The 21,422-nt window shown below is 65.0% G+C and carries 16 protein-coding genes and 1 pseudogene; 9 read left to right on the top strand and 8 right to left on the bottom strand.

The genetic code is table 11. The features are described from left to right. Positions 1-336: 336 nt before the first annotated feature. Positions 337-2,514, top strand: a complete 2,178-nt coding sequence (locus tag ACZ9C1_RS20440; RefSeq protein ID WP_476254319.1) for a malate synthase G — start codon at positions 337-339, stop codon at positions 2,512-2,514. A gap of 116 nt (positions 2,515-2,630) precedes the next feature. On the opposite strand, the pseudogene ACZ9C1_RS20435 reads toward ACZ9C1_RS20440, so the two are convergent. Then, positions 2,631-3,081: pseudogene (locus ACZ9C1_RS20435) on the bottom strand (response regulator). 205 nt (positions 3,082-3,286) lie between these two features. Between ACZ9C1_RS20435 and ACZ9C1_RS20430 the strand changes: the two are divergent. The 8 genes from ACZ9C1_RS20430 (at position 3,287) to ACZ9C1_RS20395 (ending at position 14,317) form a co-directional block, all read left to right on the top strand. Then, positions 3,287-5,224 (top strand): putative nucleotidyltransferase substrate binding domain-containing protein, encoded by a 1,938-nt coding sequence (locus ACZ9C1_RS20430; protein WP_277502534.1) that lies wholly within the window; start codon positions 3,287-3,289, stop codon positions 5,222-5,224. Next, positions 5,221-5,931, top strand: coding sequence for a 3'-5' exonuclease (locus tag ACZ9C1_RS20425; protein WP_476254318.1), 711 nt, complete (start codon positions 5,221-5,223; stop codon positions 5,929-5,931). Before ACZ9C1_RS20430 ends, ACZ9C1_RS20425 begins: the two co-directional genes overlap by 4 nt. A gap of 123 nt (positions 5,932-6,054) precedes the next feature. Further along, positions 6,055-6,573 (top strand): RNA polymerase sigma factor, encoded by a 519-nt coding sequence (locus tag ACZ9C1_RS20420; protein WP_038707220.1) that lies wholly within the window; start codon positions 6,055-6,057, stop codon positions 6,571-6,573. Further along, positions 6,570-7,514: a FecR domain-containing protein gene (locus ACZ9C1_RS20415; protein ID WP_277502531.1), complete on the top strand. Its 945-nt coding sequence runs from the start codon at positions 6,570-6,572 to the stop codon at positions 7,512-7,514. Before ACZ9C1_RS20420 ends, ACZ9C1_RS20415 begins: the two co-directional genes overlap by 4 nt. A gap of 148 nt (positions 7,515-7,662) precedes the next feature. Continuing rightward, on the top strand, positions 7,663-10,089 hold the full coding sequence (locus ACZ9C1_RS20410; protein ID WP_476254317.1) for a TonB-dependent siderophore receptor: 2,427 nt from the start codon (positions 7,663-7,665) through the stop codon (positions 10,087-10,089). A gap of 81 nt (positions 10,090-10,170) precedes the next feature. Then, on the top strand, positions 10,171-11,283 hold the full coding sequence (locus ACZ9C1_RS20405) for a PepSY-associated TM helix domain-containing protein (RefSeq protein WP_277502529.1): 1,113 nt from the start codon (positions 10,171-10,173) through the stop codon (positions 11,281-11,283). Next, positions 11,280-11,465, top strand: coding sequence for a hypothetical protein (locus ACZ9C1_RS20400; RefSeq protein WP_139667991.1), 186 nt, complete (start codon positions 11,280-11,282; stop codon positions 11,463-11,465). The genes ACZ9C1_RS20405 and ACZ9C1_RS20400 overlap by 4 nt, the downstream gene beginning before the upstream one ends. A gap of 68 nt (positions 11,466-11,533) precedes the next feature. Next, positions 11,534-14,317 (top strand): dermonecrotic toxin domain-containing protein, encoded by a 2,784-nt coding sequence (locus ACZ9C1_RS20395; RefSeq protein ID WP_476254586.1) that lies wholly within the window; start codon positions 11,534-11,536, stop codon positions 14,315-14,317. Between the two features lie 18 nt (positions 14,318-14,335). On the opposite strand, the gene ACZ9C1_RS20390 is transcribed toward ACZ9C1_RS20395, so the two are convergent. The 7 genes from ACZ9C1_RS20390 to waaF are packed head-to-tail and all read right to left on the bottom strand — an operon-like array spanning position 14,336 to position 21,296. Further along, entirely contained in the window at positions 14,336-15,778 is a 1,443-nt protein-coding gene (locus ACZ9C1_RS20390) for a lipopolysaccharide kinase InaA family protein (protein WP_277502527.1), read from the bottom strand. Then, on the bottom strand, positions 15,778-16,530 hold the full coding sequence (locus tag ACZ9C1_RS20385; protein ID WP_476254316.1) for a lipopolysaccharide kinase InaA family protein: 753 nt from the start codon (positions 16,528-16,530) through the stop codon (positions 15,778-15,780). Before ACZ9C1_RS20385 ends, ACZ9C1_RS20390 begins: the two co-directional genes overlap by 1 nt. Next, positions 16,527-17,261, bottom strand: coding sequence for a lipopolysaccharide kinase InaA family protein (locus ACZ9C1_RS20380; RefSeq protein WP_102681882.1), 735 nt, complete (start codon positions 17,259-17,261; stop codon positions 16,527-16,529). The genes ACZ9C1_RS20385 and ACZ9C1_RS20380 overlap by 4 nt, the downstream gene beginning before the upstream one ends. Beyond that, entirely contained in the window at positions 17,261-18,067 is an 807-nt protein-coding gene (gene rfaP, locus ACZ9C1_RS20375) for a lipopolysaccharide core heptose(I) kinase RfaP (protein ID WP_277502525.1), read from the bottom strand. Before rfaP ends, ACZ9C1_RS20380 begins: the two co-directional genes overlap by 1 nt. Then, positions 18,064-19,188: a glycosyltransferase family 4 protein gene (locus ACZ9C1_RS20370; protein ID WP_457378217.1), complete on the bottom strand. Its 1,125-nt coding sequence runs from the start codon at positions 19,186-19,188 to the stop codon at positions 18,064-18,066. Before ACZ9C1_RS20370 ends, rfaP begins: the two co-directional genes overlap by 4 nt. Next, positions 19,188-20,246 (bottom strand): lipopolysaccharide heptosyltransferase I, encoded by a 1,059-nt coding sequence (gene waaC / locus ACZ9C1_RS20365; protein ID WP_457378218.1) that lies wholly within the window; start codon positions 20,244-20,246, stop codon positions 19,188-19,190. Before waaC ends, ACZ9C1_RS20370 begins: the two co-directional genes overlap by 1 nt. Continuing rightward, positions 20,247-21,296, bottom strand: a complete 1,050-nt coding sequence (gene waaF, locus ACZ9C1_RS20360) for a lipopolysaccharide heptosyltransferase II (RefSeq protein ID WP_139667984.1) — start codon at positions 21,294-21,296, stop codon at positions 20,247-20,249. Positions 21,297-21,422: the final 126 nt, after the last annotated feature.

The following is a 21,422-nucleotide window of genomic DNA, read 5'->3' as shown; positions in this document are numbered from 1 at the left end:
CAAGATTTATCTGGAACAATCCACCTGTTTTTTGCGAACATGTCGTCTCCCAGCGTGACCCTATGCGACCAATCGGTCGCAGAGCGACGCTTTTAGTCTGATGTTTACCTGCCTGCTGCTTCATGTAGTATGCATCGGCGCGGACTACAAAAACGTCGTTTCGATGTCTGCCAAGGCGCCTGTGAAAATACGCCAACCGCCCGCCGGCCCGTCTGGCGAGCCGCACCCAGCCGCCCCGGAATGCGCGGGCATGCACTGGTGCCGTGTTTAGAGAAGCGCTACAGGCTTAATACAGAAGAGCGAAAGCGAAATAGCTGAGCAGAGGTGAGGCAAGCAATGACTGGATACGTTCAAGTCGGTGGCCTTCAGGTCGCCAAGGCCCTGTACGACTTCGTCAACGACGAAGCGATTCCTGGAACCGGCATCGAAGCCGACAAGTTCTGGGCCGGGGCGGCAGAGATCATTAAAGACCTCGCTCCCAAGAACAAAGCCCTGCTCGCCAAGCGCGACGAGCTGCAAGCCAGGATCGACGCCTGGCACCAGGCCCGCAAAGGCCAGGCCCATGACGCCGTCGCCTACAAGGCATTCCTCCAGGAGATCGGCTACCTGCTGCCACAAGTCGAGGACTTCCAGGCCACCACCCAGAACGTCGATGACGAGATCGCGGTCATGGCCGGCCCGCAGTTGGTGGTGCCGGTGATGAACGCCCGTTTCGCCCTGAACGCCGCCAATGCCCGCTGGGGCTCGCTGTATGACGCGCTGTACGGCACCGATGTCATCAGCGATGAAGGCGGCGCTGAAAAAGGTCAGGGCTACAACAAGGTCCGTGGCGACAAGGTCATCGCCTTCGGCCGTGCCTTCCTCGACCAGGCCGCGCCGCTGGCCGCAGGCTCCCATGTCGACTCCACCGCCTACCGCATCGACGGCGGCAAGCTGGTGGTCGCCCTCAAGGGCGGCAGCAACAGCGGCCTGCGTGACGACGCCCAGCTGATCGGTTTCCACGGCGATGCCACCGCGCCGACTGCCGTGCTGCTCAAGCACAACGGCCTGCACTTCGAGATCCAGGTCGACGCCAGTACCCCGGTCGGCAGCACCGACGCCGCCGGCGTGAAAGACATCCTGATGGAATCGGCACTGACCACCATCATGGACTGCGAAGACTCGGTCGCCGCCGTCGATGCCGACGACAAGGTCATCGTCTACCGCAACTGGCTGGGCCTGATGAAAGGCGACCTGGCCGAAAGCGTGAGCAAGGGCGGCAAGACCTTCACCCGCACCATGAACCCGGACCGCGAGTACGCGGCGCCCAATGGCGGCAGCGTGACCCTGCACGGCCGCTCGTTGCTGTTCGTGCGCAACGTCGGTCACCTGATGACCAACCCGGCGATCCTCGACGCCCAGGGCAACGAAATTCCCGAAGGTATCCAGGACGGCCTGTTCACCAACCTGATCGCCCTGCACAACCTCAACGGCAACACCAGCCGCAAGAACACCCGTAGCGGCAGTGTCTACATCGTCAAGCCGAAGATGCACGGCCCTGAAGAGGTGGCGTTCGCCGCCGAGATCTTCAGCCGCGTCGAAGACCTGCTGGGCATGCAGCGCAATACCGTCAAGGTCGGCATCATGGACGAGGAGCGCCGCACCACGGTCAACCTCAAGGCCTGCATCAAGGCTGCGGCCGAGCGCGTGGTGTTCATCAACACCGGCTTCCTCGACCGCACGGGTGACGAGATCCACACCTCCATGGAAGCCGGCGCCGTGGTGCGCAAGGGCGCCATGAAGAACGAGAAGTGGATCGGCGCCTACGAGAACAACAACGTCGACGTCGGCCTGGCCACCGGCCTGCAGGGTCGCGCGCAGATCGGCAAGGGCATGTGGGCCATGCCCGACCTGATGGCCGCCATGCTCGAGCAAAAGATCGCCCACCCGCTGGCCGGGGCCAACACCGCCTGGGTACCGTCGCCGACCGCCGCCACCCTGCACGCCCTGCACTACCACAAGGTCGACGTGCAGGCCCGTCAACGCGAGCTCGCCTCGCGCACCCCGGCTTCGGTCGACGATATCCTGACCATCCCGCTGGCGGCCAACACCAACTGGTCGGGCGAGGAAATCCGCAACGAGCTGGACAACAACGCCCAGGGCATCCTCGGCTACGTGGTGCGCTGGATCGACCAGGGCGTGGGCTGTTCGAAGGTACCGGACATCAACGATGTCGGCCTGATGGAAGACCGCGCCACCCTGCGGATTTCCGCCCAACTGCTGGCCAACTGGCTGCGCCATGGCGTGGTCACCCAGGAGCAGGTGCTGGAAAGCCTCAAGCGCATGGCCGCGGTGGTGGACAAGCAGAACGCCGGTGACGCCCTGTACCGCCCGATGGCGCCAAACTTCGATGACAACATCGCGTTCCAGGCGGCGATCGAGCTGGTGATCGAGGGTGCCAAGCAACCGAACGGCTACACCGAGCCGGTCCTGCACCGTCGTCGTCGCGAGTTCAAGGCGCGCAACGGGCTGTAGGTCATCAAGGGGCCGCTTTGCGGCCCAATCGCCGGCAAGCCGGCTCCCACAGGTCAACACTATCCTTGTGGGAGCCGGCTTGCCGGCGATTGGGCTGCGAAGCAGACCCAGTACGATTAGTCCATTCTCAGTTCTTTGCGTACCAGCTCCAGCAACTTGCCCAGGTCCACCGGCTTGAGCAAAAAGTCCACCACCCCCAGGTGCATCACGTCCACCGCCTCCTTCACATCGGTGTCGCCCGACACCACGATGATCGACAGCGCCGCCCGCTCGGACTCGCGAATCTGGCGAATCAACTCCAGGCCATCCTTCGGCTCCATGCGCAGGTCGGTGATCATCAGTGCGATCCGCGGTTCGTAATGCAGCTTCAACATCGCTTCCTGCGCGCCGTCAGCCGTCATGCAGGCGATACCTCGGCTCTTCAGGTACAGGCTCAGCGCCTCGCTGTTCACCGGGTTGTCGTCCACCACCAGCACCACGGGACGAGCCGCGACAGGCGCACTCACCCCAGCCAGTGCCTCGCGCTCGGCGTCACTCAGTATGTCGTCATGCTCGGCCATGGCCCATCTCGTCAAAAAAATCTCGTTCACAGCTTAGGACCGCGAAATTTACATAGCCCGGTTCGCCTTTCGTCGGGTCCTTGACAGCCTCGCTCTAGACTTACGTCCAATGGGCACCACAGTACGGCCAGCCGACCATGGAGGCCGAGAACAACAAAGCCGACCCCTATAGATAGATATATATAGTTCGGCGTAGCGATACGGTCAGCTTCATGAGCAAAAAGGACGCCTACACCCAGGCCGGCAGGACAGCGGTACTGCAAAACATCCAGGGCACCCTGCAGTTCCTGCAGCGTTTCCCGCCGTTCAACCAGATGGAACACAGCCACCTGGCCTACCTGGTGGAACAGTGCCAGCTGCGCTTCTACGCGGGCGGCGAAAGCATCATCACGCCGGCCGAGGGCCCGGTCGAGCACTTCTATATCGTCAAGCAGGGGCGCGTGGTCGGCGAACGTCACCATGTCACCAAACCAGGCACCGAGACCACCTTCGAGATCACCAGCGGTGAATGCTTCCCGCTGGCGGCCTTGCTCGGCGAGCGGGCCACCCGCACCGAGCACCTGGCCGGCGAAGACACCTTCTGCCTGCAACTGGACAAGGCCGCGTTCATCCGTGTGTTTTCCATGTCCGAGGTATTCCGCGACTTCGCCTTGCGCGGCGTCAGCAGCCTGCTCGACCAGGTCAACCAGCAAGTGCGCCAGCGCGCCGTGGAGACCCTGGGTACCCAGTACTCACTCAACACACCGCTGGGCGAGCTGGCGCTGCGCCACCCGGTGGTGTGCACGCCAGACACGCCACTGCGCGAAGCCGTGCGGCTGATGCACGAGCAACAGGTTGGCAGCATCGTGATCATCGATGAGCAGCGCCACCCCATCGGCATCTTCACCCTGCGCGACCTGCGCCAGGTGGTGGCCGACGCCAGCGCCGAACTGACCGCGCCCATCGAGCGCTACATGACCGCCAAACCGTTCTACCTGAGCCCCCAGGCCAGTGCGTTCGACGCCGCCATGGCGATGACCGAACGCCACATTGCCCATGTCTGCCTGGTGGACAACCAGCGCCTGTGCGGGGTGATTTCCGAGCGCGACCTGTTCTCCCTGCAGCGCGTCGACCTGGTGCACCTGGCCCGCACCATCCGCCATGCACCGCGGCTGGACAGCCTGGTGGCACTGCGCGGCGAAATCGGCCAACTGGTCGAACGCATGCTCGCCCACGGCGCCTCCTCGACGCAGATCACCCAGATCATCACCCTGCTCAACGACCATACCGTGTGCCGGGTGATCGAACTGGCCATCGCCGAGCGCGGCGACCCCGGCGTGCCGTTCAGCTGGTTGTGCTTCGGCAGCGAGGGCCGCCGCGAGCAGACCCTGCACACCGACCAGGACAACGGCATTTTATTCGAGGCCCGTGACGGCGCCGAAGCCGAGGCGATCCGCGCACGCTTGCTGCCGTTGGCCCAGCAGATCAACCACAACCTGGCCCAGTGCGGCTTCACCCTGTGCAAAGGCAACGTGATGGCCGGCAATCCCGAGCTGTGCCTGTCGCGTGGCGAATGGGCGCGGCGCTTCGCCGGCTTCGTGCGCGAAGCCAGCCCCGAGAACCTGTTGGGCTCAAGCATCTACTTCGACTTGCGCGTGGTCTGGGGCGACGAGCAGGGCTGCGAGCAACTGCGCCAGGGCCTGCTGGAGCAAGTCGCGGACAACCGCATCTTCCAGCGCATGCTGGCCGACAACGCCCTGCGCCAGCGTCCGCCGGTCGGGCGCCTGCGCGAGTTCGTGCTGACCCGCCAGGGTGACGACAAGGCCGCCACCCTCGACCTCAAGGTGCAGGGCCTGACCCCGTTTGTCGATGGCGCCAGGCTGCTGGCCCTGGCCAACGGCATCACGGCGTGCAATACCCTGGAGCGGCTGCGCCAGCTGATCGCCAAGGGCATCATCGACCCGCTCGACGGCGCCGCCTATGAAGAGGCCTACCACTTCATCCAGCAGACCCGCATGCAGCAGCACCAGCGCCAGAGCCGCGAGAACATGCCTTACTCCAACCGGCTCGACCCCGACAGCCTCAACCACCTGGACCGGCGCATCCTGCGCGAGTCCCTGCGCCAGGCCCAGCGCCTGCAGAGCAGCCTGGCCTTGCGGTACCAGTTGTGAACCTGTTCGCCTGGTTGCGCCCCACAGCCCCCGAACTCGATGCGGCGCTGCAGCGGCGCCTGGCCGCGCTGCCCAGCCCTGCGCCCCTGGGCGTGTGCTCCCTGCGCGAACAGCGCTGGGTGGTGCTGGACCTGGAGACCAGCGGCCTGAATCTCAATCGCGACCAGGTGCTGTCGATCGGCGCGGTGGCCATCGAGGACGGTGCCATCGACCTCGGTCGGCCGTTCGAGCGGACCCTGCGCCGCCCCGAACAGAAAACCAACGCCAGCGTGCTGATCCACGGCCTGGGCCCCAGCGCCCTGGCCGCCGGCTGCGAACCGGCCGAAGCACTGCTCGACCTGATGACGTTCATCGGCGACAGTCCGGTACTGGCGTTCCATGCCCCTTTCGACCAGCGCATGCTGGCCCGGGCGTTGAAGGACAGCCTGGGCCTGCGCCTGCAGCATCCGTTTCTCGACGTGGCGGAGCTGGCGCCGATGCTCAACCCCGACACCGTGCTGCGCGAAGCCGGGCTGGACGACTGGATCGCCCGTTTCGGCCTCGAAGTCCAGGCCCGCCACCATGCCAGCGCCGATGCCCAGGTGACCGCGGAACTTGCGTTGATCCTGTTCAGCCAGGCGCGCCGCCAGCAACTGGACAGCCCGCTGCAGCTGGAGCAGCGGGTGCGCCAGTGGCGACGACGCAAGGCGCAGCACCACGGCCTCTGACTTTTATCGCGCTCCCCGCCATGCTGGCAATCCGATAAGCGTCAATTGCGCCCTCCCCCCTGCCTCTGCCACAATCGCGAATAATTATCGTTAGTTAACGCATTCTTTCCCGGGGAACGCTTCTTGACGTCTGCGCACAGTCCACATGCCGAACTGGTCGGCGCGCTGTACCGCGACCATCGCACCTGGCTGCTGGCCTGGCTGCAGCGCAGCACCGCCTGCCGCCAGCGTGCCGAGGACCTGAGCCAGGACACCTTCGTGCGCCTGCTCGGCCGCGAGCGTTTGGACGCCCCCCGCGAACCCCGCGCCTTTCTGGTCGCCGTGGCCAAGGGCCTGTTGTTCGACCACTTCCGCCGCGCCGCCCTCGAGCAGGCCTACCTCGCGGAACTGGCGCTGCTGCCCGAAGCCGAGCACCCGTCACCGGAACAGCAACACCTGATCCTCGAAGACCTCAAGGCCATCGACCGCTTGCTGGGCAAGCTCTCGAGCAAGGCCCGGGCAGCCTTCCTGTACAACCGCCTGGATGGCCTGGGGCACGCCGAGATCGCCGAGCGCCTCGGGGTGTCGGTCTCGCGCGTGCGCCAGTACATCGCTCAAGGCCTGCGCCAGTGCTATGTCGCCCTTTATGGGGAGCCGACATGAAGCATGCCCCGGTGTCCAGCAAGGTGCTGGAAGCGGCCATCGCCTGGAAGCTGTGCCTCGACGAAGGTAGCGGTACCCCGGACGAACGCAGCGAGTTTACGCGCTGGCACGCCGCCCACGAGGAGCACGCCCGCGCCTGGCTGCAACTGGGCATGCTCGACCAGCGCGTCAACACTGCCGCCGGGCCGGTACGCCACACTCTATTGCAATCCCGGGCCGGGTTGCGCCAGCGTCTGGGCGGCCTTGCCGGCATGCTGCTGCTCGGCGGCCTGCTGGCCTGGGCCGGCGCACCGTCACTGTCGCCCACCTACTGGCTGGCCGACCAACGCACCAGTACCGGCGAGCTGCGCACCCTGCGCCTGGAAGACGGCACCCTGCTCAGCCTCAACAGCCAGACCGCAGTGGACATCGACTTCCAGGGCGAACAACGGCTGATCGTCCTGCACCAGGGCGAGATCTCGGTGGAAACCGGCCACAAGGACAGCCGCCCATTGCTGGTGCGCACCGAGGAGGGCCGTCTGCGCCCACTGGGTACCCGCTTCCTGGTCAAGCGCGAGGAGGCCGGCACACGCCTGGAGGTGCTACAGGCATCGGTAGCTGCCAAACCCCAGCACAGCGGCGACGAGCAGGTGCTGCGCGAAGGCCAGCAGGTGCTGATGAGCGCCGACGGCCTGGGCAGTGTCACCCCCGTGGCGGTCGGCAGCGACGCCTGGACCCGCGGCATGCTGGTGGTGGACAACGTGCGCCTGGCCGACCTGGTGGCCACCCTCGGCCAGTACCGCAGCGGTCATCTGGGCGTCAGCGACGCAGTGGCCGAGCTGCGCGTGAGCGGCAGTTTCCCGCTGACCGACACCGACCTGGCCCTGGCCTCGCTGCAACCGGTGCTGCCAGTGAAGATCGAACGGCATACGCCGTGGTGGGTCACCGTTACCGCCAAATAGCCCCAGCCAGACCACCCTTTGGGAGCCGGCTTGCCGCCTCCCAAAGGATTTTGCAAATCAGTCGTATTTTTTTTCACACCCCCCTGTCACTTTCCCACTCTCGCTCGGCAAGGAAGCAGTCAGCACTATTTCGTCGAGGAGCCGCTGAATGTCCCGTGCCGTTGATGCTTTGCTTCGCCCCAGCCTGATGGCCCTGGCCATCAGCCTGGCCACCCCGTTGGCCAGCACTGCCCTGTTCGCCGCCGAACAGTCCGCCATGCGGGCCTACAACCTGCCCAGCGCACCGCTGGCCAGCACCCTGAACCAGATCGCCAGCCAGGCCGGTATCGCTCTGGCGCTGGATCCGGCGCTGGTCAGTGGGCGTAATTCGGCGCCGGTCAGCGGCCAGTACAACGGTATTGGCGCGCTACAGGCGGCCCTGCGTGGTACCGGCCTGCAGTTGCAGCAAAGCAGTGCCGGCAGCTACAGCCTGGTGGCGGAAGGCAGCCTGGCGCTGCCGGAGACCAACATCGACGCCAACAGCAGTTTTGAAAGTGCCTGGGGCCCGGTGGAGGGCTACACCGCCAAGCGCACCGCCGCCGGCACCAAGACCGACACCGCGCTGGTCGAAGTCCCACGCTCCATTTCCGTCGCCACCCGCCAGCAGATGAGCGACCGTGGCGTGCAGAGCCTGGATGATGCGGTGAAGTACATGCCAGGCATCGTCTCGGCCAGTTTCGGCAGCGACACCCGCTATGACTGGATGCGCGTGCGCGGCTTCGAGCCGACCCAGTTCCTCGACGGCCTGCCTCTGCCCCGCGGCGTGTATGCCAACCCGAAAGCCGAAACCTGGAACCTCGACCGCCTTGCGCTGCTGCGTGGCCCGGCCTCGTCGGTGTATGGCCAGACCCCGCCCGGCGGCCTGCTGGACATGGTCAGCCGCCGCCCCCAGGCCGAGAGCAGCCACGAGATCCAGCTGCAGTACGGTAGCGACAACCACCGCCAGATCAGCTTCGCCAGCACCGGCAAGCTTGATGAGCAGGGCCAGTTCCTCTATGGCGTCAGCGGCGTGGTGCGCGACAGCGGCACGCAGATCGACCATATCGACAACAAGCGCTACAACATCGCCCCAAGCCTGACCTGGAACATCGACGACGACACCTCGCTGACCTTCCTCAGCCAGTTCACCCGCGACGATACCGGCGCCACCAGCCAGTTCTACCCGATCCAAGGCACCAAGATCGACATGCCGTTCGGCAAAGTCTCCCGCCACAAGAACCTGGGTGATCCGGATTACGAATACTACGACCGCACCTACTACGCGCTGGGCTATGCCTTCGAACATCGTTTCAACGATGTCTGGCAGTTCCGCCAGAACGTGCGCTACACCAAGAGCGAGTTGTCGTTCCAGACGATCACCGTTGGTAGCTACTACCAACCCGGCGGCCCGGTGGACAACGAGGGCAATGCCAGCCGCATGTCCACCAACGTCAATGAGGACATCAGCCAGTTCGCGCTCGACAACAACTTCCAGGCCGACTTCAGCACAGGCGATATCAGCCATACCGTGCTGATCGGCCTGGACCACCAGCGCACCGAATCCGACTTTCTCTCCATCTATGGCTTCAACGTACCGCCCACCAACGTCAACAACCCGGTGTACGGTTTGCCAATCACCCGCCCGGACCGCTCCGCGGCCTATATGGACTACAACCAGAAAACCGTGCAGACCGGGCTCTACATCCAGGACCAGATGGCGCTCGACAAATGGCGCCTGACCCTGGGCGGGCGTGAAGACTGGGTGCATACCGGCACCACGTTCCTCAACAAGGGTAATGCCACCAACACCCAGCGCGACAAGCAGTTCAGCGGTAACGCGGCGCTGAGCTACGTGTTCGATTCAGGCTTTGTTCCCTACCTGTCCTATGCCGAGTCGTTCCAGCCAAGCACCGGCTCGGACGCGGACGTCGAGAAGTCGTTCAAGCCGACCGAAGGCCAGCAATGGGAGCTCGGCATCAAGTACCAGCCACCTGGCTCCAACACCCTTTTGTCGGCGGCCGTGTATGACCTCACCCAGAAGAACGTGACCGTCACCAACAACGTGGGTGGGGTGCCGGTCTCCAGCCAGACCGGGGAGGTCAAGGTCCACGGCCTGGAACTGGAAGCCGTCTCCGACGTCACCGACAACCTGAAAGTGATCGCCGCCTATACCCTGGCCAAGTCCGAAGTCCAGAAAGGGCAGTACAAAGGCAACCGCCTGCAACAGATGCCCAACCAGCAGGCCTCCTTGTGGGCCGACTACACCTGGCATACCGGTGTGCTTGACGGCTTCGGCATTGGCCTTGGCGCACGCTACACCGGCAACCGCTACGGCGACGAAGCCAACACCTGGCTCGGCAAGAGCAAGGCCTACACTGTGTTCGACGCTGCGGTGCACTACGACCTCGGCCGCCTGGACAGCAGCCTCAAGGGGGCCTCGGTGGCGGTCAACGCCAGCAACCTGCTGAACAAGGACTACCTCTCGACCTGCGACGGCTACTACTGCTACTACGGCGACCAGCGCAGCGTCGTCGCCAGCGCCACCTACAAGTTCTGAGTGACCGAAGCCATCGCGGGGCCAGCCCGCTCCCACGGTCAGTGGGAGCGGGCTGGCCCCGCGATGGCTTAAGGAGCCGTGATGAAAAGCCAAACCATCCGCCGCTGGTCAGCGATCCACACCTGGAGCAGCCTGGTGTGCACGCTGTTCCTGCTGCTGCTGGCCCTCACCGGCCTGCCGCTGATCTTCCACCACGAGCTGGAACACCTGCTGGGCGATGCCCCCGAACTGCGCGAGATGCCGGCCGGCACCCCGCACCTGGACCTGCAGCAACTGGTGCTCAAGGCCGAGCAACACCGCCCTGGCGAAGTCATGCAGTACTTCGGCTACGAAGAGGATGAACCCAACGGCGTGGTGGCGATCATGGCCGCCACCGCCGGCACCCACCCCGACCAATCGCACACCTTCATGCTCGATGCCCGCACCGGCGAGGCCGTGGCCATGCCGGCGGCCAATGGTGGTTTCATGATGCTGATGCTTCGTCTGCACGTGGACATGTTCGCCGGGCTGCCCGGCAAGTTGTGGCTGGCCTTCATGGGCGTGCTATTCGTCGTCGCGATCGTCTCCGGCACGGTGCTGTACGCGCCGTTCATGCGCCGCCTGGAGTTCGCCACAGTGCGCCACGACAAATCCCGGCGCCTGCGCTGGCTCGACCTGCACAACCTGATCGGCGTGGTCACCCTGACCTGGGCCCTGGTGGTCGGCGTCACCGGTGTGATCAGCGCCCTGTCCGACCTGGTGATCGCGACCTGGCGCAACGACAGCCTGGCGGCCATGGTCGCGCCCTACCGCGATGCCCCGCCGCTCACCGAACGCGCCCCGGCCAGCCAGCTGTTGACGATCGCCGAACAGGCGGCACCCGGCATGCGCCCGGACTTCATCGCCTTTCCAGGCACGCGTTTTTCCAGCGAGCACCACTACGCGGTATTCATGAACGGTGCCACACACCTGAGTTCGCACCTGTTCACGCCGGTACTGATCGATGCTCGCACCCTTGCAGTGACGGCCGTAGGCGACCGTCCCTGGTACATGGATGCGATGGGCCTGTCGCAGCCTTTGCATTTCGGCGATTACGGCGGGCGACCGATGCAGATCCTCTGGGCTTTGCTGGACGTGCTGACAATCATCGTGCTCGGCAGCGGCCTCTACCTGTGGTGGGGCAAGCAGCGCAAACCCAGAGGGTCGCGCGCATGAGCCACAGGTCGCAAGCCACTGTACGCATCTTCGCCTGGCCAGCGTTGATTGCCATACTTGGGCTCCTGGGCCTGTTCGCCGCACTGCTCGGCGACGGTGGCTGGGACATTCTGGCATGGGCCGGCCTGGGTCTGCCGGCCCTGGTGAGCTTGCGCGGGCTGCTCTGGCGTCGGGTGCGCTAGCCCGCTACCACCCCGCAACCGCAGGTATTGCCAAGCATGGGGGTTTTCCTCAACCCAGGACCCGCCCCATGCGCCCCCTCGAACAACTGGAACAGATCGACCGACAGATCAGCGACCTGCTCGGCGGCCTCCCGACCCTTGACCCTCAGCACCCCATCAACCCCGATACACGCACCTGGCTGCACGGCCAACTGGCCAGCTTCTGGACAACGGCCGATGAGCATGGCGAAACCCCAAGACAAAAGCTGCTGGCACTGCGCAAGGCGCTGATGCTGGCCGAGGTTGAATTGCGCCTGGGCGACCAGACCTTGGCCAACGGGTCAGCCGAGCAGCTGCGGGCGTGCCTGGAACAGCCGCTTCCCTCTCAGCGCAGGCAGCTGCCGCTGGCCAGCAGGCCACAGGTCTATCGCGTGCTGCTCGACGGCATACGGCCCAACTGGCGCAGCTACCTGCCAGGCACACTGATCATCGTTGCCGGCACCGCCGAGGGCCCTATGCTCACGCCTCAGGATGCCGCAGGCATGGCCTTGCTATGCAGCCTCTCACAAGGCATAGAGGCCTTCGACTCCCTTGCCGCACTGCACCAGGAACTTTGCGAACGCCTGGAGGACCCACTCCAGAGCAAGCCTCTGCTGCATCTGTATCCTGACCCACAGGCGGACCGCGTTCGTCGGTCACAGCGCCTGCGCTATGACTGGTACACCGATAGCCTGCTGGAGGCCCAGATCGACAGTGCGATAGAAGCCCAGCGCCAACGCTTGAGTGACGACGGCTTGTGGAGCAACGGCTCACCCGACCAGCACACCCGAATACATAAAGCCATGCAACTCTGGCACGAAGTCGGCGCCAAACCCATCCTGCTGACACGTTACTCCCGATTACTTGAGAAGAACCTGCCGAACTGGCTGCGCAACACCTCTGCGCAAGGCCTGAGCCATATGATGCAGGCCATGCAAGAGCTGGTGGCAATCGCCGAGCAGGCTGCTGCCCCGGGAGTGCTGAGCCTTAACGACTTCAAGCAACGCAATAGCCTGCTGGCCTGGGCCAACGCACGCCTTCGCGAGCGCCTTAGCCATAACCTGGGGTACGACACAGATCCTCGCGATATCAAGATCAGGGTCGTGCGTGCCCGCCGCACCGGCGCCATCATGCATCCCTTCGCCATCTCATCCTATGTCACCTATGTCGGCATGCGACGCGTGGGCCACGAGATGGTGGAAATGGTCGAAGAAATTAACACTCTCGAAGAGATCGCCCTCAAGAACTTGCCGTGGTTCGATACCGACTACTGGCTTACTGCTCGGGTGAGCCATGCCCACGGCAAAGCCATGCCCGCCGGGCTCACGCCGCAGTATGTCAAGCACATGGTCCGGGAACTGAACGTAGGTGACAGCTACGCAAAGTACCTGCACACCCAACTTGTCAGTTCCAGAGTGGGCAAATGGCGCCTGACCGCGCACAGCAAGGTCAACCGTGCACGCATGCACGCTGAAGCAGTCAAGGCGCGCTACGCCGGGCACTTTGGCGAAGACCCTTTCGAACACGGCTACAACTGGGTGCGCGCAGTGTTGGACCAACCACACAATGCCTTGCGTGCGCCAGTCGCAGGCTACCCGGTCACTGTTCGGCAGCTAAACATCATGGGCCATACCCTGCAGGGCGTGCTTCTGCTCAACAGCACCCCCTACAAGTCTCCGGCATGCGTGCTGTACACCCCGGATGCCCCGGACCGCAGGTCCTGGCGTCGTTTTCGAACAACCCGCGAACTGCTTCGCACGTTGCGCCAACAGCCCACGTTGAGAGCATACGTAGCCCAGCGCCTGCCATTGTTGCCTGCCGCCACGGTGCAACGGCTGCTGGACAAGGGGCGCATGAGCACACATTTGACGACACCCGAGATCAAGGACGACCTTTTCTTCGTCTACTACATCGCCGAAGCCCGGGCGCTGATCGCTCAGGCCGATGCCGACAGCATGACGACCAGGGAAGTGAACGTGGCATCGGTCATGGCGCTGAGCTGGCGCTTGCTGGACTTCATCAGCCTCCTGCTGCCGAACCGTGCGCTGCTGGTGCTGTCGATCGGCCGCATGGCAATCGATATTTGGGACGGCGTCGAGGCCTTCAAGCAAGAGGATGTCGAAGGGGTGATGCGGCATGCCTATCAAGCGCTTAGCCACCTCAACGATGCGGGTACCAGTTTTCTTGGTTCCAGAGTGCTACGCCGATCCCTGCGCGGGATCCCCAAACAACCGCCACTGCCACTGCCCGCACGCCTCCAGGTACAACCAGGGAGCAGCCTGCGCTATCGCATAGACGGCATCTACGGTGAAGGTGTATACGAGCAAAGCTCGGCGTTTGGCGGGCACTCACTGTACTTCGTCAAGGACAACGACAACCGCTATTACCAGGTCAGCTTCGACGGCTACCGCTGGCGGGCGATCGACCCTGACCAGCCAGACGTCTACCTGCAGCAACCGCTCAAGCGCAAGTCCGACGGGCAGTGGGTCATAGACTCACCGGTACTTTGGTACGACGGGCTGCCCGACCTGAAGCAGTTATTGCAAGACTGCTACCTGCAGGTGCCTGTGGCCGGCCTGCCACTGAACATCGAACAAGGGCTCTTTGAGGCTGACGATCAGCTGTACCTGGCGCTCGAGAACGGACAGTTGCCGGTGCGTCGCCACCTGCTGCCGGATCATTACCACTTGCAGATTACTGTCGCCAACAACGCCGGGGTGGTGCCGTGGGCGGTGATGCGTCACGAAAACGGCCAGTGGCTGATACGCGTTCGCCAGGCAGGGCGCAGCAGTGACTGGCTGACACTGCCAGACCAACCACCGCCCGCCCAATGAAAGCCCGAACCAGCTGCCTTACTCGACCCGTTTTGGCAAAAGCCGGTCCAGTCGCTGATGCAAGGCGCTGCCGCTCGGCCAGTTGCGCAGCAACCGTGCCCGGTCACGGGCAAACGCCGGGGCGAAGCTGAGCTGAGTGGCGTGCTGACACATGGCGTCGAGGTCGATCAGCGACCACTGGCCGGCCTGCCAGAACAGGTTATGGCCTTTGAAGTCGCCATGGCTGATGCGCTCGCGGATCAGCTGCTGCATCACCCGCACCAGGGCCTCGACCTGCTCGTCGGGCGCCTCGCCGCTTTCCACATAGGGCGCGAAGCATTCGATCAGGTCCGGCCCGTCGGCGTACTCGGTTACCAGGTAGGCCGTGCTGCGCAACCCCATCACCCGCTGCTCCAGCACCGCCAATGGCCGTGGCGTGGCAATGTCGAGAAACTCAAGGCGATGCCCTTCGATCCACGAATGCCAGGCCCGGCTCGGGCGCCAGAAGCGCTTGAACCAGTGCGCGGTGTTCTTGATGTTGTAGCGCTTGAGCACCAGCGTGCGGCCACCCACCTCGATACGCGCCACGCTGGCCGCGCCACCGGTCTTGTACAGGTGGCCCTGGTCAATCAACGCATCGGCCTGCTCGAGCACCGGCAGCAGCGCCTCGACCTCGCCGCGGCGGATGGCGCGCAGGCCCGACAGGTTGCGCGCAACGCTGAACAGCGTGCATTCACGCCCGGCCTTGTCCAGGTAGTCCTTCAGGCGCCAGTTGCGCACCTTGTCCACCTGCTTCTGCAACGCCTCAAGCGGCAACGCATGCTCGGCGTTGGCCAGGATGTAATGCACCAGTGCCTCTTCGATGTACGGCTCCAGGCGCTTGGGCAACTGGGCGAAGAACACCCCGAGGTTTTCCAGCACGCGCTGGCGCGACAGCTGCTGGCCGGGCGTTTCGGCCTTGATGCCGGCGCCGTCGATCAGGTACAGCTGACCGTCCTGGCGCAGCAGGTTGTCCAGGTGCAGGTCCTCCTGCCACAGGCCCTTGGCATGCAAGTGTGCGATGGCGGTCAACGCCTCGCCCAGCACCAGGTGCTGCTCGTCGGCGAGCATCGGCAATGATTCCACCTTGGCCCAGGCGTCACCCAGGCTTTCGGCGTGATCAAGGTATTCGAACAGCAGCCAGCCACCTTCGCCTTCCTTGAGGCCGTCGACCAGCAGGCGCGGCGTGGTCAGGCCCTGATCGGCCATCAGCCGGGCGCCATCGCGTTCGCGCTGGAAGTGGCGGGCGGCATTGCCGCCGACCAGCAACTTGGCCAGGACCTTGGTGCCACGCCAGATGCCGGGGCCGACATAGCGCTGGCCCGGCAGCACGCGCAGCAGGCTGAGCAGCTGCAAGTCGGCGCTGCCTGCGGCGTCGGCGAGGGTGATGGTCAGGGGCAGGCTTGGGCTGCGCCCGGCCTCCTTCAGTTCGGACAGGCGCATCAGCGGGCCTCTTTGTGACGGCGGCGTTGGGTCAGGCGTTGCAGCCAGGTGGAAACCAGGGCGCTGTCCGCCGGTTGCTCCAGGTAGGCGGCCAGCAGCACGCGCACGTCGCCCTCACCCCAGGCCCGGGCACGCCGTAGCAGCGGCTCGAGGTCCTTGACCCGGTCACGCATGCCGAACAGCAGCGGGCGGGTCTTCTCCAGGTCGATCAACTGTGCCTGCCAGCCTTCGCGGCGCTCACGCAGGAAAATGTGCTTGGGGTAGAAGCAACCGTGCATCTGCCCGGCGCCGTGCAGTGTGCGCGCCAGCTGGCCACAGGCCTGGAGGATGCCCTGGCATTGCGGCGCGGATGTCTGCGGCCAATGGCCGAGCAAATGCTCAAGGTCGGTCCATTCGTCCAGCGCCCGGGTCATGAGGATCGCCCGGTGTTGGCCGGCCTGTTTGCGCTCCCCATAGAAAACCGCCTGCAAGGCCGGGATATCGAGCTTCTGGTAACGGCTGATGTTGCGAAACTCACGGGCGAAGGTAGGCTCGCCGAACGGCCGGTGCAGGCTGCGAGTCAGGTAGTCGCTCTGGCGCTTGAGGTAGTACCCCTTGCCCTCGAGCTCGAGGCGGAACACGCTGCTCCAGCCGCCGCGGCCGGTGTTGGGTTCGTCCACGGCGTCAAGTTGCAGGGCCCAGAGCGCCTCGAAGTCGCCCAGTCCGTGCCGTTGCAGCAGTGCCTGGTCGGCACTGGCCAGGTAGTCGGTCATTCCCTTCCCTCGAAAAAGCTCAGCACCTGACGGATGCGCTTCTTGTCGCGCGCATGCAGGCGCGCATGCCCCCGGTACTGCAGGTAGAAGCGCAGGCGCTGGGTCGCCGACAGGTGATACTTGGCGACCTTGTCCAGGCAGGCCAGGTCCTTGATCAACCGGTGGCGCAGCATGAAACCACGCCAGAAGTCGCCCGTCGGGCAATCGATGAAGAACAGCGTGCCCTGGTCATCGACCAGCAGGTTGCGCCACTTGAGATCGTTGTGGGCGAAATGGTGATCGTGCATTACCCGGGTGTGCCGCGCCAGCTGACGGCTGACATGATCGACCCAGGCCGCGTCACGCAGGCGCGGGTCATTGCGCTCGGCCAACGCCGAGAGGTCCTCGGTGCGTGGCAGTTCGCGAGTGATCATCGCCCCACGGCCAAACGCCAGGCCCTGGCGCTCGAGGCCCCAGGCGACCACGTCGGCGGTGGGGATGCCCCATTTGGCGAACTGCTTGAGGTTCTGCCACTCAGCCTTGACTCGCGGGCGCCCCAGGTAGCGGCGCATGTGCTTGCCGGCTCCGGTGTAGCGTTTGACGTAGTAGTTGACCCCGTCCCGTTCGATGCGGATGACCTCGCTCAACGGGTCGCGGGTCAGACGCTCGCCCTTGATGGCGAACACCGCGTCGATACTGCCGAAATCGGCCGCCAGGTGCGCATACTCAGGCGCCAGGTTCCAGCTCGCCATCAGAGTGCGTCCCCGTAACGTTGCTTGCGGTCGTAGAGCTTCTGCGCCTTGCGCTCCAGCCAGGCGAGCAGTGCAGCCTCGTCCTTGAGCACCTGGCGCAACGGGCGCTGGAAGTAGCCGCGCAAAAAGCGCAGCTTGTCGCGACGGGTCAGACCGATGTCCAGGGCCGAGAAATACAGGGCCGCCAGGTCCTTGTCGCGCCAGCGGCGGCTGACCGTCGCCCGAGTCTGGGCACGGTGCAGGTCGATCACCGACAGCCGGAAGTCGTCCGCCATCACCGGGCGATCGGTGTGCAGCAGGAAGTGGCAGATGTAGCAGTCGCGGTGGTTGACCCCGGCGCGGTGCATGCCGCCGGTCATCTTCGCCACCTCGGCGATCAGCGCACGCTTCAGGCCCGGCTCGGGTGGCTGCCTAACCCAGTCGATGCTGAAGTCTTCCAGGCTGACCGTCGGCGCCAGCTCCTCGGTGACGATGAACGAATGCTGGGTGGCCGGATTGCCGCCGCGCTCGCCGTAGGCGACCGCGGTCATGGTCGGCACGCCGACTTCATGCAAGCGCTGGATAGCACGCCACTCCTGGCCGGCGCCGAGCACCGGCAGCTTGGCGCTGAACAGGTTCTTGAAGATTTCACCCCAGCCGATGCCACGGTGGATCTTGACGAAGAAGCCTGCGCCATCGACCTCGGTACGCAGGGTGCGACGGCCTTCCAGTTCGCGGTACACCTCGCCCTGCAGGGCCTCGACGGCATCGAAGGGGTCACGCCCGGCCCACAGGCGCTTGAACGGTTCGGCCAGTATCAGCTTCATGCGGTCTCCTGCCCAAGGATCACGTCGGCGGCATGCTGCGGCATGCTGTACAGGTCGGCGGTGGCGGCGAATGCCACGCCGTTGCTCGACCAGGATGCACGGGCCGCGGCGTCCTCGAGCATGCGTTGCAAGTAGGCGTTGAGCTGGTCCTGCTCGAACGGCTCGTCCAGCACCAGGCCGCTGTCGGCCTCGGCGATGTAGTGGGCGTAGCCGCACACCTGCGACACCAGCACCGGCAGGCCGGCGACCAGCGCCTCGAGCAATACGGTACCGGTGTTTTCGTTGTAGGCAGGGTGGATCAGCAGATCGGCGCCGAGCAGGAAGCGTGGGATATCGCTGCGCCCCTTGAGGAACTGCACCTGTTCACCCAGGCCGAGCGCAGTACTCTGCACCTGGAACAGCTTGGGGTCGTCCTGGCCGATGACCATCAGTTTCGTGCGTTTGCGCAGGCTCGACGGCAGCGCCGCGAGGGCCTTGAGGCTGCGGTCAACGCCCTTGGTCTTGAAGCCCGAGCCAATCTGTACCAGCAGCAGCTCGTCGTCGGCCAGGCCGAACTCCTGACGGAAGGCAGCGCGGATGGCCTCGGCGTCGGCCGGGCGCCGGCGGTCCTGGGAAATGCCCGGCGGCAGCAGGTGGAAACGCGCCTCGGGAGTGCCGTAGTGCTTGATGAACAGCGGCTGCTGCACCTCGGAGATCATCAGGATCTCGGTACGTGCGTCCTTGGCGAACACCGCCCGCTCGTATTCGGCGAAGTGGCGATAGCGGCCCCAGCGGCGGTAGAGGCCGCCGCGCAGGGTCTGGGCCTTGTCTTCGAAGCAGCCGTCAGCGGCGTAGTAGACGTCCAGACCAGGCATCTTGTTGAAGCCGATCAGGCGATCGACCGGGCGCTTGGCCAAGTCTGCGGCCATCCAGGCGCTGAGCTTCTCGTTGCGGCGGTGGTTGAACAGCGCCTTGACCGGCGCCACCAGCACCTCGAAGCCCGGTGGAATGTCACCTTCCCAGATCAGCGTGTACACACGGATCTGGTGGCCACGCTTCTGGCATTCGAGGGCAATGCGCATGAAGTCACGCTGCAGCCCGCCAAAGGGGAAATACTTGTAGAGCACAAAAGCCAGTTGCATCAACGAACATCCTCAGCCAGCAGCAGCGCGCTCAAGCGGCCCGCCACATGCTCGGGATTCAGGCGAGTGAAGCACAGCGGCCACTCGCGTTTGAGATCGAACCGGCGCAGGTCCTCGGCGCTCGGTTTGTAGGTGCACTTCTTCTGCAGGCACGGGGCGCAGGGGAAGTCGCTCGCCTGGTGGATCTGGGCGCGTCCGTAGGCACCGGTCAGACCAGGGTTGGTGGGGCCGAACAGGGAGATGGTCGGCACATCCAGGGCGGCGGCCAGGTGGCCCAGGCCGGTGTCGACCGCCACGCAGGCCTTGGCGGCGGCCAGCACACGGGCCACGCCCGCCAGGTTCAATTTGGGCAGCACCTGGCAATTGTTCAAGCCCTGGGCGATACGCTCGGCGCGGGCTTTTTCCGCAGGGTTACCCCATGGCAGCATCACCTGCAGCTTGCGCCGGCCCATGCGCTCGGCCAGCTCGCGCCAGTAAGCCTCGGGCCAGTGTTTGGTGGCCCAGGTTGTGCCATGCAGGAACACCACGTAGGGCGCGGCGGGTGGCAGTTGCAGGCGATTGAGGTCAAGGCCGTAGTTGCCCAGCCCTTCCGGCAGGTCATAGGCCAGGGCCAGGGCGAACAGTTGCCGCACGCGCTCAACGGCATGCTGGCCGACAGCGACCGACAGCCGCCGGTCGTAGAAGCGGCTGGCCCAGCCCTCTCGGGCCGAATAACGGTCCAGGCCGGCTACCGGCGCTTTCACGTAACGGGTCAGCCAGGCCGACTTGACCAGGCCCTGGGCATCGATCACCAGGTCGTACTTGTGCTCGCGCAGGCGCTGTTTGAAAGCCTTCCATTCGCCGCTCATGAGCGTCTGCCAGATATTCTTGCGCCAGCGGCGGATCGCCACCGGGATCACCTGGTCGACCGCCGGATGCCAGCTGGGGATCTCGGCGAAACCTTCCTCCACCACCCAGTCGAAACGGATGCCGGGAATGGCGTGGGCGGCGTCGGTAAGCGCTGGCAAGGTATGGATGACGTCACCCAGCGACGACGTCTTGATGATCAGGACCCGCACTCAGTCGACCTCGGCCACGGTATCGATCAGGTCGGAGCCACCCAGGCTGTGCAGGGCGGCGATCACTTTCGCCGGCTCCAGCAGCCGCAGGCAGTTGTAGTGGCCGAAGCGGCACGTGCGGTCGAAGCAGGGGCTGCATTCGATACCGGTGCGCACCACCTCCACCTGGTCGGCCAGCGGCGGGGTGAAGCCCGGCGAGGTCGAACCATACACCGCCACCAGCGGACGGTTGAGGGCGGCGGCCACGTGCATCAGCCCGGAGTCATTGGACACCACGGCGCTGGCGCAGGACATCAGGTCGATGGCCTCGGCCAGCGAGGTCTCGCCGGCCAAATTGCAAGATTCTTCGCGCAGGCCCGGGATCAGCCGATCACGGATCTGCTCGCCCACCGGATGGTCGTTCTTCGAACCGAACAACCACACCTGCCAGCCCTGGCGGATCATCGCCTCGGCCACCTCGGCGTAATGCTCGGCCGGCCAGCGCTTGGCCTCGCCGAACTCGGCGCCGGGGCACAGGGCGAGGACCGGGCGGTCCAGCTCCAGGCCGAACTTGGCCAGGGCGGCCTCGCGGCTGGCGGCCTCGATTTGCAGGGCCGGCCGCGGATACGGCTTGGGCAGTTCGGTACCGGGGGCGTAGGCCAGGGCCATGAAGCGCTCGATCATCAGCGGATAGCGCGCCTTGTCCAGCTTGCGCACATCGTTGAGCAGCAGGTAGCGCATCTCGCCGCGCCAGCCGGTGCGCTTGGGAATGCCGGCGAAATACGGCACCAGCGCCGACTTGAGCGAGTTGGGCAACAGGATCGCCTGGTCGTACTGGCCGGCCAGCGACTTGCCGATGCGCCGCCGCGTGGCCAGCTCCAGCGCGCCGTGGCCGAGCGGGAAGCTCAAGGCCTGGCGCACCTCGGGCATGCGTTCGAGGATGGGCCGGCTCCACTCGGGTGCCAGCACGTCGATCACGCAGTCGGGGTGCTGCTGTTTGAGGCTCTGGAACAGGGTCTGCGCCATCACCATGTCGCCGACCCAGCTGGGGCCAATGATCAGTATTCTCATGCTTTATCCAGAAACATTCGGGGAGGCTGCAGGCTGCGCTACAACCTGGCCTCCCCTCTTTATATTCAGGCTATGTGGCGGACAGTGTACCACCGAGGGCGCATTGCGCCCTTTTCGCCGCAGCGC

It is taken from the genome of Pseudomonas sp. TE21435 (genome assembly GCF_056279265.1).
This window is presented reverse-complemented; position numbering and strand designations above follow the sequence as displayed.